The 16,693-nt window shown below is 68.2% G+C and carries 14 protein-coding genes and 1 rRNA gene; 5 read left to right on the top strand and 10 right to left on the bottom strand.

Annotation, left to right across the window (positions count from 1 at the left end; all coding sequences use genetic code 11):
• Positions 1-531: 531 nt before the first annotated feature.
• Positions 532-3,099 (bottom strand): alpha-glucan family phosphorylase, encoded by a 2,568-nt coding sequence (gene glgP, locus G361_RS0131415; protein ID WP_019931110.1) that lies wholly within the window; start codon positions 3,097-3,099, stop codon positions 532-534.
• Positions 3,100-3,313: 214 nt separating this feature from the next.
• On the opposite strand from glgP, the gene G361_RS0131420 reads away from it, so the two are divergent.
• A complete protein-coding gene (locus G361_RS0131420; protein WP_026343736.1) occupies positions 3,314-3,688 on the top strand; it encodes a DUF2255 family protein in 375 nt (124 codons plus the stop codon).
• 204 nt (positions 3,689-3,892) lie between these two features.
• On the opposite strand, the gene G361_RS0131425 is transcribed toward G361_RS0131420, so the two are convergent.
• On the bottom strand, positions 3,893-4,648 hold the full coding sequence (locus G361_RS0131425; RefSeq protein ID WP_019931112.1) for a dienelactone hydrolase family protein: 756 nt from the start codon (positions 4,646-4,648) through the stop codon (positions 3,893-3,895).
• A 160-nt stretch (positions 4,649-4,808) separates the two neighbouring features.
• Between G361_RS0131425 and G361_RS0131430 the strand changes: the two genes are divergently transcribed.
• Both G361_RS0131430 and glgB read left to right on the top strand, forming a co-directional pair.
• The gene (locus tag G361_RS0131430; protein WP_019931113.1) at positions 4,809-6,812 is read left to right on the top strand and encodes an alpha-1,4-glucan--maltose-1-phosphate maltosyltransferase; all 2,004 of its coding nucleotides are present in this window, start codon (positions 4,809-4,811) and stop codon (positions 6,810-6,812) included.
• A 100-nt stretch (positions 6,813-6,912) separates the two neighbouring features.
• The gene (gene glgB, locus G361_RS0131435) at positions 6,913-9,066 is read left to right on the top strand and encodes a 1,4-alpha-glucan branching protein GlgB (RefSeq protein ID WP_019931114.1); all 2,154 of its coding nucleotides are present in this window, start codon (positions 6,913-6,915) and stop codon (positions 9,064-9,066) included.
• Between the two features lie 4 nt (positions 9,067-9,070).
• On the opposite strand, the gene G361_RS45565 is transcribed toward glgB, so the two are convergent.
• The 4 genes from G361_RS45565 to G361_RS0131455 all read right to left on the bottom strand — a co-directional run bounded on the left by G361_RS45565 (position 9,071) and on the right by G361_RS0131455 (position 12,402).
• Complete coding sequence (locus G361_RS45565) at positions 9,071-9,448, bottom strand: SSI family serine proteinase inhibitor (RefSeq protein WP_155981874.1); 378 nt, start codon at positions 9,446-9,448, stop codon at positions 9,071-9,073.
• Between the two features lie 388 nt (positions 9,449-9,836).
• Positions 9,837-10,682 carry a tetratricopeptide repeat protein gene (locus tag G361_RS0131445; protein WP_019931116.1) on the bottom strand — a complete coding sequence of 282 codons (846 nt, stop codon included), beginning with the start codon at positions 10,680-10,682 and terminating at the stop codon, positions 9,837-9,839.
• Positions 10,683-10,743: 61 nt separating this feature from the next.
• Complete coding sequence (locus tag G361_RS0131450) at positions 10,744-11,097, bottom strand: DUF3817 domain-containing protein (RefSeq protein ID WP_019931117.1); 354 nt, start codon at positions 11,095-11,097, stop codon at positions 10,744-10,746.
• A 123-nt stretch (positions 11,098-11,220) separates the two neighbouring features.
• Positions 11,221-12,402 carry an acetyl-CoA C-acetyltransferase gene (locus G361_RS0131455; protein ID WP_019931118.1) on the bottom strand — a complete coding sequence of 394 codons (1,182 nt, stop codon included), beginning with the start codon at positions 12,400-12,402 and terminating at the stop codon, positions 11,221-11,223.
• Positions 12,403-12,511: 109 nt separating this feature from the next.
• On the opposite strand from G361_RS0131455, the gene mce reads away from it, so the two are divergent.
• Entirely contained in the window at positions 12,512-12,991 is a 480-nt protein-coding gene (gene mce / locus G361_RS0131460; RefSeq protein WP_019931119.1) for a methylmalonyl-CoA epimerase, read from the top strand.
• 88 nt (positions 12,992-13,079) lie between these two features.
• Positions 13,080-14,081: a hypothetical protein gene (locus G361_RS0131465; RefSeq protein WP_026343737.1), complete on the top strand. Its 1,002-nt coding sequence runs from the start codon at positions 13,080-13,082 to the stop codon at positions 14,079-14,081.
• An 88-nt stretch (positions 14,082-14,169) separates the two neighbouring features.
• On the opposite strand, the gene G361_RS51245 is transcribed toward G361_RS0131465, so the two are convergent.
• The 4 genes from G361_RS51245 to rrf all read right to left on the bottom strand — a co-directional run bounded on the left by G361_RS51245 (position 14,170) and on the right by rrf (position 16,574).
• The gene (locus tag G361_RS51245; RefSeq protein WP_019931121.1) at positions 14,170-14,475 is read right to left on the bottom strand and encodes a hypothetical protein; all 306 of its coding nucleotides are present in this window, start codon (positions 14,473-14,475) and stop codon (positions 14,170-14,172) included.
• A 9-nt stretch (positions 14,476-14,484) separates the two neighbouring features.
• Positions 14,485-15,183, bottom strand: a complete 699-nt coding sequence (nucS, locus tag G361_RS0131475; protein WP_036495619.1) for an endonuclease NucS — start codon at positions 15,181-15,183, stop codon at positions 14,485-14,487.
• A gap of 52 nt (positions 15,184-15,235) precedes the next feature.
• Entirely contained in the window at positions 15,236-15,973 is a 738-nt protein-coding gene (locus tag G361_RS45570) for a rhomboid-like protein (RefSeq protein WP_019931123.1), read from the bottom strand.
• 484 nt (positions 15,974-16,457) lie between these two features.
• A 5S ribosomal RNA gene (rrf, locus tag G361_RS0131485) occupies positions 16,458-16,574 on the bottom strand.
• Positions 16,575-16,693: the final 119 nt, after the last annotated feature.

Consider the following 16,693-nt stretch of genomic DNA (forward strand, 5'->3'; position numbering starts at 1 on the left):
TGCTTGTTGGTGACAGGCTGTGTTTTTGGCCTCCGCTTCGCTCCGGCGGGTTCGCGGCCCTCCGGGCCCGATCCTTCCCTCCTCCGGCTCCTCCGCTTCGCTCCCCCGCCTCCGTCAGTCCAGGATCGGGCCGGGCCGCGAACAGGCGTGTTGGGCCTGCGTATTGGTGACCGGGACCGGGCGGGCCGCGAACAACGGGCGGCCGGATCGGCTGGGCGGACAGGGCTGAACACTGTGCGACCGAGCACAGCTGTGTCGGCTCTTCAACCGTCGCCGACTCCGGTCATGCTTCGGGCGGCTTGGGTGAGCTCGCTGGAGGAGTGCGCAACACCACCGGTCCAGCCGAGTCGTGCTCGTGCGGAGGCGAGCTCTGACCAGCGCGACCCCGCCGGGAAGATCACCAGCCCAACAGGGTTCGGCCTCAGGGCACCGTGCCGAGTGGGTGGTGCGGGCGGTGTGGTCGGCCGGTTCGGCCGGGTGGCGCGCACATCGGAGGTGTGTTTGCTGGGCCTGGGCCGGATTCGCGGGTGTTTACGGGGTGGCTGCGGCCATGAGGCCCAGTTCGGCGGAGGAGGACAGCAGGTGGTGGCGGGGGAGGACTCGGACTGTGTAACCTACGGCGCCGGAGAGGGGGACGGGGGTTTCTACGGCGAAAAGTTCTGTGCCGCTGTCGGTTCCGGTGTGTGACATCTCTACGGCGGTGACGTCGGAGAGGTCGTCGTCGCCGGAGACCCTGCCGAGGACGGCTTGCACCACGACGTCGGCGGGTGAGAGGCCGTCCAGGGCGACTCGGGCTCGCAGCCACAGGTCGTTGCCGATCACCGGGGTGTCGGGTAGGCCGGCACTGTCCACTTGTACGACCTTGACCTGCGGCCAGGCCGACTCGATGCGGCGGCGGTAGTCGGACAGTTCGCGGGCGCCGGCGAAATCGTCGGCCGAGATCCGGCCGTAGGCGGCCGCTGCCGGGCGGTAGTAGTCGACCGCATAGTCGCGAACCATGCGGGAGGCCAGTACTTTCGGGCCCAGGGTCTGGAGGGTGTGGCGGACCATCTCCAGCCAGCGCACCGGCAGATCGTCGTGGTTTCGGTCGTAGAAACGCGGCAGTACCGAACGCTCCAGTAGGTCGTAGAGGGCGTTCGCCTCCAGGTCGTCTCGGCGGTGGTCGTCGGTGACGCCGTCGGCGGTGGGGATGGCCCAGCCGTTCTCGCCGTCGTACATCTCGTCCCACCAGCCGTCGCGGATGGACAGGTTGAGGGCGCCGTTGAGCGCGGCCTTCATGCCGGAGGTGCCGCATGCCTCGAGCGGGCGCAGCGGATTGTTCAGCCACACATCGCAACCCCAGTACAGGTAGCGGGCCATCGACATGTCGTAGTCGGGCAGGAATACGATGCGGTTGCGTACCGCCGGGTCGTCGGCGAAGCGCACCACCTGCTGGATCAGCGCCTTGCCGCCGTCGTCGGCGGGATGGCTCTTGCCGGCCACCACCAGCTGCACCGGCCGTTGCGGATCCAGCAGCAGCGCGCGCAGGCGGTCCGGGTCGCGCAGCATGAGGGTCAGTCGCTTGTAGGTCGGTACCCGGCGGGCGAATCCGACGGTGAGCACGCGGGGGTCGAAAGCCTCGTCGATCCAGCCCAATTCGGCGGGGGCGGCGCCGCGCTCCAGCCACGAGGCCCGCAGGCGGCGGCGGATCTCCTCGACGAGCGTGGCGCGCAACGTATTTCGGGTCGACCACAGCTCGCGCAGGTCGACGTCCTGCAACTGCTCCCAGCCGCGGGCCTCCTCCACCAGCTCCGGGCCGACGAATTCCCTTGCCTTGTCGATCCATTCGCGCGCGGCCCAGGTGGGGGCGTGCACGCCGTTGGTGACCGAACCGATCGGCACCTCGGCGCTGTCGAAGCCGGGCCACAGCGCGGCGAACATCGCGCGGCTGACCTCGCCGTGCAACCGGGATACGCCGTTGGCGCGCTGGGCCAGTCGCAGACCGAGGTGGGCCATGTTGAACACCGACGGATCGGCCTCGCGGCCCAGCGCCAGGATCCGGTCCACGGAAACGCCGGGCAGCGCGGCGGATTCGCGTTCGCCGTGCGAACCGCCGAAGTAGCGGCGGACCAGTGCGGCGGCGAACCGGTCGATGCCGGCGGGCACCGGGGTGTGCGTGGTGAACACGGTGCCGGCCCGCACGGCGGTCAGCGCGGCATCGAAATCCATTCCGGCGGACATGAATTCACGGATCCGCTCGATACCCAGGAATCCGGCGTGGCCCTCGTTCATGTGGAAGACGTCCGGGTCGGGCAGGCCGTGCGCGCGGGTGAAGGCGCGGACCGCGCGTACGCCGCCGATCCCGGCGAGGATCTCCTGTTTGATCCGATGGTCCTGGTCGCCGCCGTAGAGCCGGTCGGTGACCGCGCGCAGTTCGGCGTCGTTCTCGGCGATATCGGAATCCAGCAGCAGCAACGGGATCCGGCCGACCTGCGCGATCCACACCCGTGCCCGCAGCACCCGGCCCTCGGACATCGGTACGTGGACCAGCACCGGCGCGCCGGACTCGGTGAGCAGTCGCAGCGGCAGACCCTGCGGGTCGAGGGCCGGATAGTGCTCGACCTGCCAGCCGTCGGCGGTCAGCGACTGCCGGAAATAGCCCGAGCGATACAGCAATCCGATGCCGATGAGCGGAAGTCCCAAGTCGGAGGCGGCCTTCAGATGATCGCCGGCCAGAATCCCCAGGCCGCCCGAGTAATTCGGCAGCACCTCGGTGACGCCGAACTCCATCGAGAAGTAGGCGATACACCGCGGCCCGGACTCCTGCCGCCCGAACCAGCGCGGCCGGGTCAGATAGTCCTGCAGATCGGCGGCCGCCGCGTCGACGGCCCGCGCGTAGACCTCGTCGCCGGCGAGCTCATCGAGCCGCGCGGCGGGTACCTCGCCGAGGATACGTACCGGATCGTGACCGACCCGCGCCCACAGGTCCCGATCCAACTCCGCGAACAGGTCCTGGGTGGGCGTATGCCAGGACCACCGAAGGTTGGTGGCAAGCTCGGCCAGCGCGGCCAATCGTTCGGGCAGATGGGCGCGGACGGTGAACCTACGCAGAGCCTTCATTCGCCGAACCCTACACGTCACGGCAGGCTACGCGCCGGTTCAGCCGCCGGTCACACACCTTTTCGACACCTGCTCGCAGCCGGGCCGCGCGGACCCCCGCAGCGGTATCGCCGCGGTTCTGCCACACTCGCAGAAGGGACCCGATCGGATTCCCGCAACGGTACCGACGACGGATACGGAGACCCGCGGCAGACCGCACAGGATGGAGGCACTCATGACCGCATGGACCACCGACGAACTCACCCGCCTCGACCACGAGGACGAATTCGAGATCTCCTCCCGGCGTTCCGACGGCTCGCTGAGCAGCGCCAGGGTCATCTGGGCGGTCCGCGACGGCGACGCCGTCTACGTCCGCTCGGTCAACGGGCCGACCGCGACGTGGTATCGCGGAACCCGCAGGCAGCACGAGGGCCACCTCAGCACCGACGGCGTCGAGCGTGACGTGACCTTCGTGGACGCCACCCCGGACGTGAACGACCGGATCGACGCCGCCTACCGGAACAAATACCGTCGCTACGCGTCGAACATCATCGACTCCATCACCGGCCCGCAAGCATCCGCGACCACGATGCAACTGATCCCCCGCTGACCGCCCCACCCCGGCCGGTCCGCAAGCCCCCACCACCCCCACAGCCGCACGGCCGGCCGAGCACAGCCACTGGCCCACCCCCGTTGTTCGCGGCCCGTCTCGGTCCTGGACTGACGGAGGGAGGGAGCGCAGCGACCGACCGGAGGAGGGAAGGAGCGAGACAAAGGGGGCCGCGAACCCGCCGAAGCGAAGCGAAGGCCAAAACTACAGCCTGCGGCCGAACAGGGCCAGGAGTTCGGTGTAGTGGCGCTCCGCGCCTTCCTCCTGGTAGACGGAGGTGTCGGGCATCGTGTACCCGTGCGTGGCGCCCGCGTACACCTCGGCGCGGTAGCGGACCCCGGCCTGGTCCAGCGCCTTGTTGAGCCGCTCGATCTGCTCCGGCGGCATCGACTGGTCCTGATCGGCGTGGCCGAAGTACAGCTCCGCGGTCACCCGGTCGACGACCAGGTGCGGGCTGTGCGGATCGTCGGTGGCCAGCCGGCCACCGTGGAAGCCGGCGGCGGCCGCGACCCGGTCCGGATAGGTGCCCGCGGTGAGCAGCACCAGCCGCGCGCCCATGCAGTATCCGGTGAGGCCGACCGGGCCGTCGGTGGCGCGCGGGTCGTCGGCCAGCCACTGCAGGTACGCGCCCGCGTCCCGCATCGCGAGTTCGGTGGTCAGGGACTGCATGATCGGGCCGATCTTCGCGAACGTGCCGGTGCGGTCCCCGTGATCGATGAAGTCGGGCAGGTCGACCACCGGGGCGCGGCCGTGCCGATAGAACACGTTCGGGACGAGCACGGTGTACCCGCCGGCCGCGAGCCGATCCGCGATCTGCCGGGTGGCGGGCCGCAGGCCGAACGCGTCGACGAACAGCAGCACAGCGGGATGCGCCGCGCCGTCGTCGGGATGCGCCAGGTACGCGTCCGCGACCCCGTCCGGAGTCTGGATGTCGACCGAATCACCTTGTACAGCAGTCATTGTGGAAACCCTCCTTGCCGTTCACCGATTCGCCACCGAACCGGGGCAATCGTTCCGGCTCGGTGCGAGCGAGGCAACCCTCGCACATCCACCCGCATCGAAACCTGGCAGCATCACCCTCGACATCCGATCGTGTCCGAATTCTCGGTAGGGTTGTGCGGTGACCGGTCGCATCGCCATCGATGACACCTCCCCTGCCATCCCCGGTGGCCGCCCGGCGAAGGCGGTGGTGGGCGAGGTCTTTCCCGTTCGGACCGTCGTCTGGCGCGAAGGGCACGACGCGGTGGCCGCGAACCTCGCCGTGCGCGGTCCGGGTGGTGGTCGCACACACCGCATCCGGATGACGCCCGATTACGAACCGGATGTGTTCAACGCCACCTTCACCCCCGATCGGCCCGGCCTGTGGACCTTCCGGATCGAGGGCTGGAGCGATCCGCTGGCCACCTGGCGTTCGGCGGTCGAGGCAAAACTCGCGGTCGGCCAGAACGCCGCCGACCTGGCCAACGATCTGGAGACCGGCGCCCGCCTGCTGGAACGCGCCGCCCAGGCGGTGCCGAAACAGCAGTGGCAGCGCCTGCGCGCCGCGGCCACCGCCCTGCGCAGCGACGCACAGCTACCGGCCCGCGTGGCGCCCGCGTTCAGCACCGAGGTCACCGAGATCCTGCGCGACCATCCGGTGCGCGAAATGGTCACCCGCGGCCCGCAGCACTGCGTCCTGGTGCAGCGCCGCCGCGCCCTGTACAGCGCCTGGTACGAGTTCTTCCCCCGCTCCACCGGCGGCTGGGACGCGGCGGGCAATCCGGTCCACGGCAGTTTCGTCACCGCCGCGAAGGAACTGCCGCGCATCGCCGCGATGGGCTTCGACGTGGTGTACCTGCCGCCGATCCACCCGATCGGCGAGGTGAATCGCAAGGGCCCCAACAACTCCCTGACCGCCGAGCCCGGCGACGTGGGCTCGCCCTGGGCGATCGGTTCCGCCGACGGCGGCCACGACGCGGTCCACCCGCTGCTCGGCACCGCCGAGGAGTTCACCGAATTCGTCGGCGCCGCAAGGCAACTCGGCCTCGAGGTGGCCCTCGATCTGGCGTTGCAGTGCGCTCCCGACCATCCGTGGGTCACGACGCATCCGGAGTGGTTCACCACCCTGCCGGACGGCACCATCGCCTACGCGGAGAATCCGCCGAAGAAGTACCAGGACATCTACCCGATCAATTTCGACACCGATCCCGACGGCCTCTACGCCGAGGTGCTGCGGGTGGTCCGGTACTGGATCTCGTTGGGCGTCACCATCTTCCGCGTCGACAACCCGCACACCAAGCCGGCCGACTTCTGGGAGTGGCTGATCGCCGAGGTGCGCAACACCGATCCCGACGTGTTGTTCCTCTCCGAGGCGTTCACCCGCCCCGCGCGGCTCTACGGTCTGGCCCGCCGCGGATTCGCCCAGTCCTACACGTATTTCACGTGGCGGACCGCCAAACACGAACTCGCCGAATTCGGCCGGGAACTGGCCGCCAAGGCCGACGAGGCCCGGCCGAACCTGTTCGTCAACACCCCCGACATCCTGCACGAGAGCCTGCAGCACGGCGGTCCGGGCATGTTCGCGATCCGCGCCGTCCTCGCCGCGACCCTCGCCCCCACCTGGGGCGTCTATTCCGGCTTCGAGCTGTTCGAGCACCAGGCCGTGCGCACCGGCAGCGAGGAGTACCTGGACTCCGAGAAATACCAGCTGCGCCCGCGCCGCTTCGCCGAGGCCGCCGCCCACGGCGAATCCCTGGAACCGTGGCTGACCAGGCTCAACGAGATCCGCCGTGCGCACCCGGCCCTGCAACAGCTGCGCTGCGTGAGCTTCCACGAGACCGACAACGACGCGCTGCTCGCCTATTCGAAGGTGTGCCCGGTCAGCGGCGACGCGGTCCTGGTGGTGGTGAACCTGAACCCGTTCGGGGTCGAGGAGGGCATGATCTCCGTCGATCTCCCCGCGGTCGGCCGCGAATGGCACGACCACCCAGTGGTCCACGACGAGGTCTCCGGCGAGGAATACCATTGGGCCCAAACCAATTACATCCGTCTCGACCCCGCGAGGTCGGTCGCCCACATCCTGGCGTTGCCCCCGGTTCCGGCCCCCGCCCGCGCCGAACTGTCCTACCGCCGGACTTTCTCCTAGGAACGGGTGCGGGACCTCGTCTCACAGGGCCCGATGGCGATCTTGTGGGTAAGTTGAACGACGTCACTACCGTCGGCGGGCCGAACCGGAGGGAGCGCGGATGAATCGGCGCGATCTGATGTTGCTTGCAGCCGGGACGCACGCGGATCCGCACACCGTGCTGGGTGCCCATCCCCATCCCGAGGGCACCGTCGTGCGCGCGCTCCGGCCGCACGCGGACAGCGTCTGCGCGCGGATCGGCGACGAGGAGTATCCGCTCAAACATGTCGCCCACGGGGTGTTCGAGGGCGTGGTGCCGTTCCCGGACCTGTGGGACTACCGGCTGCTGGTCTCCTATCCGGGCGGTCAGACGGTCCTCGACGCCGACGGCTACCGCTTCCTGCCGAGCATCGGCGACCTCGACCTGCACCTGATGGGTGAGGGCCGGCACGAGCGGCTGTGGGAGGTGCTCGGCGCGCATCCGCGGCACTACGACACCCTCGACGGCGAGGTCACCGGCACCTCGTTCGCGGTGTGGGCGCCCAATGCCCGCGGAGTCGCGGTCATCGGCGACTTCGACGGCTGGAGCGGGCAGAGCGCGCCGATGCGGAAACTGGGTGGCTCGGGTATCTGGGAGCTGTTCGTGCCCGGTGTCGCGGTGGGCGCGAAATACAAGTACCGCATCCACGGCGCCGACGGCCGCACCGCCGACCACGCCGATCCGTTCGCGTTCGCCACCGAGATGCCGCCCGCGACGGCGTCGGTGGTCACCGAGAGCCACTACGAATGGCACGACCTGCCGTGGCTGACCACGCGGGCGCAGACCGATCCCACCCGCGCCCCGATGAGCATCTACGAGGTGCACCTGGGTTCCTGGCGGCCCGGCCTCGGCTACCGGGAGCTGGCCGATCAGCTCGCTGACTATCTCCTCGACCACGGGTACACGCACGCGGAGTTGCTGCCGGTCGCCGAGCACCCGTTCGGCGGATCCTGGGGCTACCAGGTCACCTCCTACTACGCGCCGACCGCGCGCTTCGGCGGGCCGGACGATTTCCGGGCCTTCGTCGACCGCCTGCACACCGCCGGTATCGGGGTCATCCTGGACTGGGTGCCCGCCCACTTCCCGCGCGACGAATGGGCCCTGGCCCGCTTCGACGGCACCCCGCTCTACGAGCACCCCGACCCTCGTCGCGGTGAGCAATTGGATTGGGGCACCTACGTTTTCGACTTCGGCCGGTTCGAGGTGCGCAACTTCCTGGTCGCCAACGCGCTGTACTGGATCGAGGAGTTCCACATCGACGGCCTGCGCGTCGACGCCGTCGCCTCGATGCTCTACCTGGACTACTCCCGCCCGGCCGGCGGCTGGGAGCCGAATGTGCACGGCGGCCGGGAGAATCTGGAGGCCGTCGCATTCCTGCAGGAGATGAACGCGACGGTGCACAAGCATCATCCCGGCGTGGTCACCGTCGCCGAGGAGTCCACCACCTGGCCCGGCGTCACCCGGCCCACCGAGGTGGGCGGGCTCGGTTTCACCATGAAGTGGAACATGGGCTGGATGCACGACACGCTCGGCTATTTCGGCCGCGACCAGGTGCATCGCAGCTGGCACCACAACGAGATCACCTTCTCCACGGTGTACGCGTGGAGCGAGAACTACGTGCTGCCGATCAGCCACGACGAGGTGGTGCACGGCAAGGGCACGTTGTGGACCCGCATGCCCGGCGACGACTACACCAAGGCGTCCGGAGTGCGCACCCTGCTCGCCTACATGTGGGCGCATCCGGGTAAGCAGTTGGTGTTCATGGGCCAGGAGTTCGGCCAGTTCCGGGAGTGGTCGCACGACCGCGGCCTGGACTGGGGTGAGCTGGGCAATCCCCTGCACCAGGGCATCCTCACCCTCGTCGGCGACCTGAACGCCGCCTACCGGGCCCATTCGGCGCTGTGGTCGCAGGACTCCTCACCCGGCGGCTACTCCTGGATCGAGGCCGACGACCGCGGCAACAACGTCCTCGCCTTCCTCCGCCACGGCAGCGACGGATCGACGGTCGCCTGCGCGTTCAACTTCTCCGGTTCCGAACATCGCGACTACCGCATCGGGCTGCCGGCCACCGGCCGCTGGCGGGAGATCCTCAACACCGATGCGCTGGCCTACGCCGGCAGCGGCACCGGAAATCTCGGCGGCGTGGAGGCGACGGATCAGCACTGGCACGGCCGCCCGGCCTCCGCCGCGATCACACTCGCACCCAACAGCGCGGTATGGCTCGCCGCGGAGTGATCGCTCAGAACTGCCAGGGCGCCGGGAGATCCGGCACCACACACCCATAAGTGCGATGGCTACTGACCGGCCGCCCGTACAAGGTCCCGACGACGTGCAGCGACACCGGGTGGTACCGGATGCAGTGCACCTCGGGATTCTCCTCGGGTAACGCCAGATCGCCGCTGTCCGCCAGATACCGGCAGGCGGCGGCGATGTTGGGATGCGAACCGGTGTCCGGATCGCAACCCAGGGTCACCGTCGAAATCGCGCGATCGGGATCGTCGCGGGTGAAGGTGAGGTCGGTGATTCGATCCTGCGCCACCGCGCCACCGGCAGGCAGCACGGTCAGCACGGCCGCCAGCACACCCATCGACCACACGGCTCTCGATGTCCTGCGCACAGCTCCCGCCTTCCAAGCACCAGATTCCCGGCCCACTACCCGCTTTCGCGCAGGATCCGGCCGTACCGTCCCGCGCGAATCCCACCCTGCCAGAACCGAGGCCGAGTACCTACGACCCGACACCGAAAAGTGCGTCAACCCCCGCGGATTCGAGAATCACCGCACCGCACCGCCGAGATCAATGCACAGTGGCACTCAACCGGAGCGGGTGTGGTCGAAATCACTGGCCACTCGAGAGAGCCGTTGCCGACTGCTAACCGGCTCGCGCCGAGGGTCCGGAACCGCAGGATAAGACGTCGAGGAAGCCCCGGCCCCATCGGTGCCGTCGCCGCACTCCGATCCGGCGCGCGGCACCCGAGGCCCGGACCTTCCCGGAGCCTCCGGTCACTCAGTACAGCGCGCTGGCCAACCGGCGGCGCGCGGCAACCACCACGGGCTCACCGGTGTCGAACAGCTCGAACAGCTCCACCAGCCGCGAGCGCACCAGGTTGCGGTCGTCGCCCGCGGTCCGCTTGATCAGCGCGATGAGGCGGTCGAAGGCCTCCTCGGGCAGCTGGTTGAACAGTTCCATGTCGGCAGCGGCGAACGCCGCCTCGATATCGGTCGGAGCGGCGTCGGCGCGCGCGATCGCATCGTCGGGCAGGCCCTGGGCACGGTCGAAGAACCGCACCTGACGCAGCGCGGACCGGGCCTCGACGTTGCCGGGCTCCTCCGCCAGGATCTTCTCGTAGGCGGCCTCGGCCCCGGCGATGTCACCGCGCTCGAGCGCCTCCTCCGCCGCCACGAAACGCGGATCCTCGGGGACCTCCTCCGGCGCCTCGCCCTCGGCGCCCTCCAGCCGGCCACGCACAGCCTCGACCACCGCGGCCAGCCACTGCTTCACCTGCGGTTCCGGTTGTGCGCCTTGGAAATCCGCGAGCGGCTGACCGGCCGCCACGGCGATCACGGTCGGAATGCCCTGCACCCCGAACGCCTGCGCGATCCGCATGTTGGCCTCGGCCTCGACCGTGGCCAGATCCCAGCTGCCGTCGCCCTCGGCGACCAGCCGCTCGAGCAGTTTCACCAATTCCACACTGCCCGGACTGCGCTGGGAGTACAGAGCGACAACCACCGGCACCTGCAGCGAGCGCCGCAGCACCTGGGTCTCGAAATCGGCCTCGGTGACCGCGTGCCCGCGCGGGACATCCGTGACGGCGGGCTGCTTCAGAGCAGACAGATCCACCGCACCGGACATGGCAGCGGCAACGGCGGGCGAGGGACGACGTGCAGCAGGTCGAGTCACGACTTCCAGTGTGTCATGCCTGTACCGGGGTAGCCGCTGGGGCTTGGCTCAATTCGCCCAACTGTCCGCTGCGGATGGCCCAGCGCTCGAACCAGATCGAGGTGAACGGGACCACCGACGACAGCAGCCCCAGCAGCACGGTCCGGCCGGGCCATTCGAACTCGCGCCACGCGAGCAGAACGCTGAGGAGATAGATCAGGAACACGATGCCGTGCAGCATCCCGAACACCATCACCGGCCAGGTGATCGGATCCGGGAGCCGCTTCAGCACCGAACCGGTCAGCAGCAGCACCCACGAGACCGCTTCCAGCGTGCCGAACAACCGCACCCGCGTCGCGGCGGTGCGCACATCGAAGAATTCGCCCATGCGCTCTATTGTGCCCAACCGCTACGACGGCCCGTAGTTGACCTGTGTCACAAACTCCCGGAGACGACGGCACCCCGCCCGGTACCCGCGGAAACGGGCCGGACGGGGTGCCGTCAGGGGGACTTATCGCACGCGGAGGATCAGCGCGTCGCCCTGACCGCCACCGCCACACAGGGCCGCGGCGCCGACACCGCCACCGCGGCGCTTCAGCTCGAGGGCCAGGTGCAGCACGATGCGCGCGCCGGACATGCCCAGCGGGTGACCGATGGCGATCGCGCCACCGTTGACGTTGACCTTGTCGTCGGACAGGCCGAGCTTGCGGGCCGAGGCGACACCGACGGCGGCGAACGCCTCGTTGATCTCCACCACGTCCAGGTCGGAGGGCGAAATACCCTCGCGCGCACAGGCTTTCACGATGGCGTTGGCCGGCTGGTCCTGCAGGGTGGAGTCCGGACCGGCCACCGCGCCGGCGGCGCCGATCTCGGCGATCCAGGTCAGGCCCAACTCCTGCGCCTTCTCCTTGCTCATCACGACCACCGCGGCGGCGCCGTCGGAGATCTGCGAGGCCGAACCCGCGGTGACCGTGCCGTCCGGCCGGAACGCCGGGCGCAGCTTGCCCAGCGACTCCGCGGTGGTGTCGGCGCGGATGCCCTCGTCGCTGGTGAACGGGATCGGATCACCCTTGCGCTGCGGCACCGGAACCGGCACGACCTCGTCGTCGAACACACCGTTCTTCCACGCGGCCGCGGCGCGCTGATGCGAGGCGGCGGCGAAGGCGTCCTGGTCCGCACGGGCGATCTTGTCCAGATCGTTACGTTCCTCGGTGAGCAGGCCCATCGCCTGGTCGGTCAGCACGTCGTGCAGGCCGTCGTAGTTCATGTGGTCGTGCAGGGTCAGATCGCCGAGCTTCACACCCTCACGGCCCTTGAGCAGCAGGTGCGGCGCGCGCGACATGGACTCCTGGCCACCGGCCACCACGATCTCGAACTCGCCGGCGCGGATCAGCTGGTCGGCCAGCGAGATGGCGTTGATGCCGGACAGGCACACCTTGTTCGGGCTGATCGCGGGCACGCTCATCGGGATACCGGCGGCCACCGCGGCCTGACGGGCGGGCAGCTGGCCGGTGCCGGCCTGCAGCACCTGGCCCATGATGACGTAATCGACCTGGTCCGGCCGGACGCCGGCCTTCTCCAGCGCCGCCTTGATGGCGATCCCGCCCAGAGCCGAGCCGCTGAAATCCTTCAGGCCACCGAGCAGTTTGCCGACCGGGGTCCGGGCGCCGGAGACGATGACTGTTGTGGTCACGAGGGGCCTCGCTTCGTTGTTCCGAGTAGATCTGGTGACGGAAACGTCGTTCTCACGGTAACCCGGCCGACCGTTCGGGCTCTACGCAGGTGGAGTTACCGTCGTAAGGGTGAGCACCACAGATTCATCCGAGACCAGCCCTTTCATCCCGGCCGATTACGTGATCGCCGTCGACCATGTCGGCATCGCGGTGCCGGATCTCGACACCGCCGTCGCCTGGTACAGCGAGAACCTCGGCATGGTGGAAACCCATCGCGAGATCAACGAGACCCAGGGCGTGCACGAGGCGATGCTGTCGCTGCCCGCCGCCGGCGACGACTCGACTGCTGTGCAGTTGCTGGCACCGCTGAACGAGAACTCGACGATTGCCAAGTTCATCGACCGCAACGGCCCGGGTATCCAGCAATTTGCCTATCGGGTCACCGATGTGGAGGCCGTAGCAACCCATTTGCGCAGTCGTGGCCTGCGCCTGTTGTACGACGCTCCGAAGAGGGGAACTGCGGGGGCGCGGATCAACTTCTTACACCCGAAGGATGCTGGCGGTGTGCTCATCGAGCTCATCGAACCGGCGGCCAATCCTACTCACTAGTACCCCTGGTCCGACCGTGGAAAGTTGTTCGTAACGACATTCGCGGTCGGGTCACCATGGCCGGTCGGCAGGCTGTAGTTTGTTCGGCATGTCGTCCACTGAGCCCGATCGCAACCGCTTCGTCGCGTTGCCCTTTACCGTTGTTCGTAAAGGGTACGACCGCGACGAAGTGCGCAATTACTTCGACCGATTCGACGCCGAACTAAGAGTTACGGCCACCGACCGCGATGCCGCTGCCGCGCAGGCCCGTAACCTGGCCGCCCAGCTCGAGGACGCGCGCGACGAAATCGACGAGCTGCGCAAGGAGGTCGATCGTCTGTCCGTGCCGCCGACCACGGCGGAGGGCATGAGCGATCGCATCTCGCGCATGCTGCGGCTGGCCTCCGACGAGGCCTCCGAGGTCCGCGCCCAGGCGCAGGCCGAGGCCGCCGAGATGATCTCGATCGCCGAGCAGCAGGCCACCGAGATGCGCGGCAAGTACGAGTCGCTGCTGTCGGAGACCAAGGAGAAGCGCGAAGCGCTCGAGGTCGAGTTCGAGCAGACCCTCGCGAACGCGCGCAACGAGTCGGCCAAGATCAACGAGGCCGCCAACGCCGAGGCCGACCGGATCACCAAGGAGGCCGAGGCCAAGCGCAAGGCCGCGCAGCAGGACTTCGAGGTCACCATGGCCGAGCGTCGCACCAAGCTGACGCGCGCCATGGAGGAGCTCGAGGCCTCCAGCCGCGGCGATGCCGCGCAGCGCATCAAGGAAGCCACCGACGAGTCCAACCGCCTCGTCTCCACCGCCACCCAGCAGGCCGATCGCAAGATCGCGCACGCCAAGGAACTGGCGGAGGAGATGCGAGTGCTGCGTGGCCGCGTCCTGGCGCAGCTGCTGGGCATCCGTGGCCAGCTCGACTCGGTGCCGGCCATGCTCGCGGCCGTCAACCGGGAGAGCGAACTGCTCGACGGCGCGTCCGAGGCGCGCTCGCTGAGCAGCGGCTCCAGCAAGCCCTCTCAGGGGCGTCAGCAGAAGGCGATCCCGGAGGCTGCCAGCGACGAGGACGACATCCTCGACGACCACCGCGAGAACGCAGACATCTCGAGCTAGGGACCCCGAACACCGCCGGGCGACACGATTTGACCGATCGCCGGAAGGCCGCCCCTCTCGGGACGGCCTTCCGGGCGTATCGGGCTCCTCAGGACCAGCGCCGGGTGATGCTGCGTGTGTTACGACCACGCCAGCACCCGGTGTGCCAGTGCCGACGATCGTCCTCACCGCCGTATACCGCCCACGCGACGATATGCGCGGTCCCGGGCGGGATCTCGTGGTCACACCCCGGGCAGCGGTACGTCTTCACCGCACGAGCGCCCGGTACGGTCCGGACCATGTAGTCCTCGCCGTCCGGCCCGGTCTCCTTGCGGCCGAACGCATCACCCATCGGCCGCGGTTCGGCGGAGAACCGTGCCGAGGGCTGCTGTGGGCGCGGCTTCCGGCGGGGCATAGTTCGAGCTCAGAACAGCCGGAAATCGGTGCTCTGCATGCCGCGGAGGGCATCGTAATCGAGAGTCAGACAACGGATCCCGCGGTCCTCCGCCAGGGTTCGCGCCTGTGGCTTGATCAGCTGGGCCGCGAAGACCCCGGCCACCGGCGTCAGCAGCGGATCGCGGTTGAGCAGTTCCAGATAGCGGGTCAACTGCTCCACACCGTCGATCTCACCGCGGCGCTTGATCTCCACCGCCACCGTCGCCCCGCGATCGTCGCGGCACAGGATGTCCACCGGCCCGATCGCGGTCATGTACTCGCGGGAGATGAGTTCGTAACCGGCGCCCAGGGTTTCGATGTGCTCGGCGAGCAGCACCTGCAGGTGCGCCTCCACGCCGTCCTTCTGCAGACCGGGATCGACCCCGAGTTCGAAGGCCGAATCGTGCTCGATGTTCTCGATGGTGATCTGCAACTGCTCACCACCCTTGTTGGTGACGATCCATCGCGTGCGCGGCTTCTCCGCGGTGCCGGATTCGGCGCCGGTATCGACCTCCTCCTTCAGCCAGCACGGCGGACTCATCCAGTTCAGCGGTTTGTAGGAACCACCGTCGGAATGGATGAGTACGGAACCGTCGGCTTTGATCATGATCAAACGGCGGGCCATCGGCAGATGAGCAGTGAGCCGTCCGGCATAGTCGACTTGGCACGTAGCGATGACTAAACGCACCCGTGAAACTCTAGGCCAATAGACGATGAAATTGATATCCGGCAGGCCAATTTCATCCGACCAGAAGTAGATATCCGAGAAGTGCGCCGGTTCCGAGAAGTCCCGATTCGGGCCAGGAGAGCCGGCGCAGCGCGTCGAGCCGGCCGCTGCGGATCCACCAGAATCCGGCGGCCAGCCCGATCGCCACGGCGAGCAGATGGCCGACGTTGGTGAAGGTCCGTCCCATCGCGACTCCCGCGACGGCCACCGCGAGCCAGCAGATGGCCCAGGTCGGCCGCCAGCGGGACGGGAGCAGCGCGATGAAGGCTCCGATAAGGGCCATGGCGCCGTAGCTGATACCGACGTCCTCGGCCTGGCTGATGCTCCAGGGGAGCCAGTCGGCCTCGACCGCGACCCACAGCCCGATCGCGACCAACAGGGTGGCGCCGATGTGGCCGGCGACGAATACGCGCAGCAGACGCCGCGAACCGAATCTCAGCTCGGCGAGGGCCAGCACGCAGAACAGCAACGGGATGATCATGAGCGCGGCATTGCTGTCACCGATGACGAACGCGCTCGACAGCAGCGTTCCGATGTGGCCGCGGAGCAGGTTGTGCAGGTTGGTGCTGGCGTGCAGGACCACACGGGACTGATCGTCGTCGCTCAGCTCGGAGACCAGGACGGTGACGGCCACCAGCAGGGCGGCATAGGTATAGGTGACGGGAAGCAGCAACCGACGCCAGCGCGGGGTGGTCACCGTACCGCTCTCCAACGATGCTCCCTGGACCGGTGCTTCTTCGAGCACGACCATGAGCACTCCTTCCCCATCACTATCCGGTCACGCCGGACCTACACTTCCATGATCCACAAAACGGCTTTCGAGGGGCTGGTTGTTCCTCGAGAGGACTCTGAGAAGTGCGCAAACCGCCGGGTCGCCGCCTGTTGTGGGTGAGGCATACCACTCCGGGGCCTGTCGAAACCGCCACCGATTCCGAAGCAGTGTGCATGGCCTGCGCAGATAGCGACAAGCGATGAAACGTGAGTGGGTCCGAGGACATGCAGCCCCTCGATCGAGCGTCGGCGCGCTGGAGGTCCAGCCGGCGCGGTACAAGGCCGCAGCGGCCGCCGTGGGCCCTGCTGCCGGGTGATCGAGACGCATTGCGGCGCTGTGACTGTCGACAGATTGCACGGTGGACGCAGAAAAGGCCCCCGACATTCCGTCGGGGGCCTGTCATGTCTTGGTCGTGGAACGAGTGAAGGGGACCCGCATGCGGGTCCCCTTCACTGAATGTATGTTCCGGCGGTGTCCTACTCTCCCACACCCTGGCGAGTGCAGTACCATCGGCGCTGGCAGGCTTAGCTTCCGGGTTCGGAATGGGACCGGGCGTTTCCCCACCGCTATAACCGCCGTAACTCTATGAAACTATCCACACCCCCACACCACATGTCCTCGATGAACCCCGGTACCCGGCAAGCAGGAACGAAACCTCTTGCCCGACACCGGAACCCACCCAGACATCCGGGGGTTCGT

Source organism: Nocardia sp. BMG111209, assembly GCF_000381925.1.
Classification (GTDB): Bacteria; Actinomycetota; Actinomycetes; order Mycobacteriales; family Mycobacteriaceae; genus Nocardia.

Excerpts from the sequence above, each read along its gene's own strand:
- G361_RS0131450 (WP_019931117.1), bottom strand. The coding sequence starts at position 11,097 with ATGGGCGAATTCTTCGATGTGCGCACCGCCGCGACGCGGGTGCGGTTG.
- G361_RS0131445 (WP_019931116.1), bottom strand. The coding sequence starts at position 10,682 with ATGTCCGGTGCGGTGGATCTGTCTGCTCTGAAGCAGCCCGCCGTCACG.
- glgP (WP_019931110.1), bottom strand. The coding sequence starts at position 3,099 with ATGAAGGCTCTGCGTAGGTTCACCGTCCGCGCCCATCTGCCCGAACGA.
- glgB (WP_019931114.1), top strand. The coding sequence starts at position 6,913 with ATGAATCGGCGCGATCTGATGTTGCTTGCAGCCGGGACGCACGCGGAT.
- G361_RS0131465 (WP_026343737.1), top strand. The coding sequence starts at position 13,080 with ATGTCGTCCACTGAGCCCGATCGCAACCGCTTCGTCGCGTTGCCCTTT.
- G361_RS45570 (WP_019931123.1), bottom strand. The coding sequence starts at position 15,973 with ATGGTCGTGCTCGAAGAAGCACCGGTCCAGGGAGCATCGTTGGAGAGC.
- G361_RS0131425 (WP_019931112.1), bottom strand. The coding sequence starts at position 4,648 with ATGACTGCTGTACAAGGTGATTCGGTCGACATCCAGACTCCGGACGGG.
- G361_RS0131420 (WP_026343736.1), top strand. The coding sequence starts at position 3,314 with ATGACCGCATGGACCACCGACGAACTCACCCGCCTCGACCACGAGGAC.
- G361_RS51245 (WP_019931121.1), bottom strand. The coding sequence starts at position 14,475 with ATGCCCCGCCGGAAGCCGCGCCCACAGCAGCCCTCGGCACGGTTCTCC.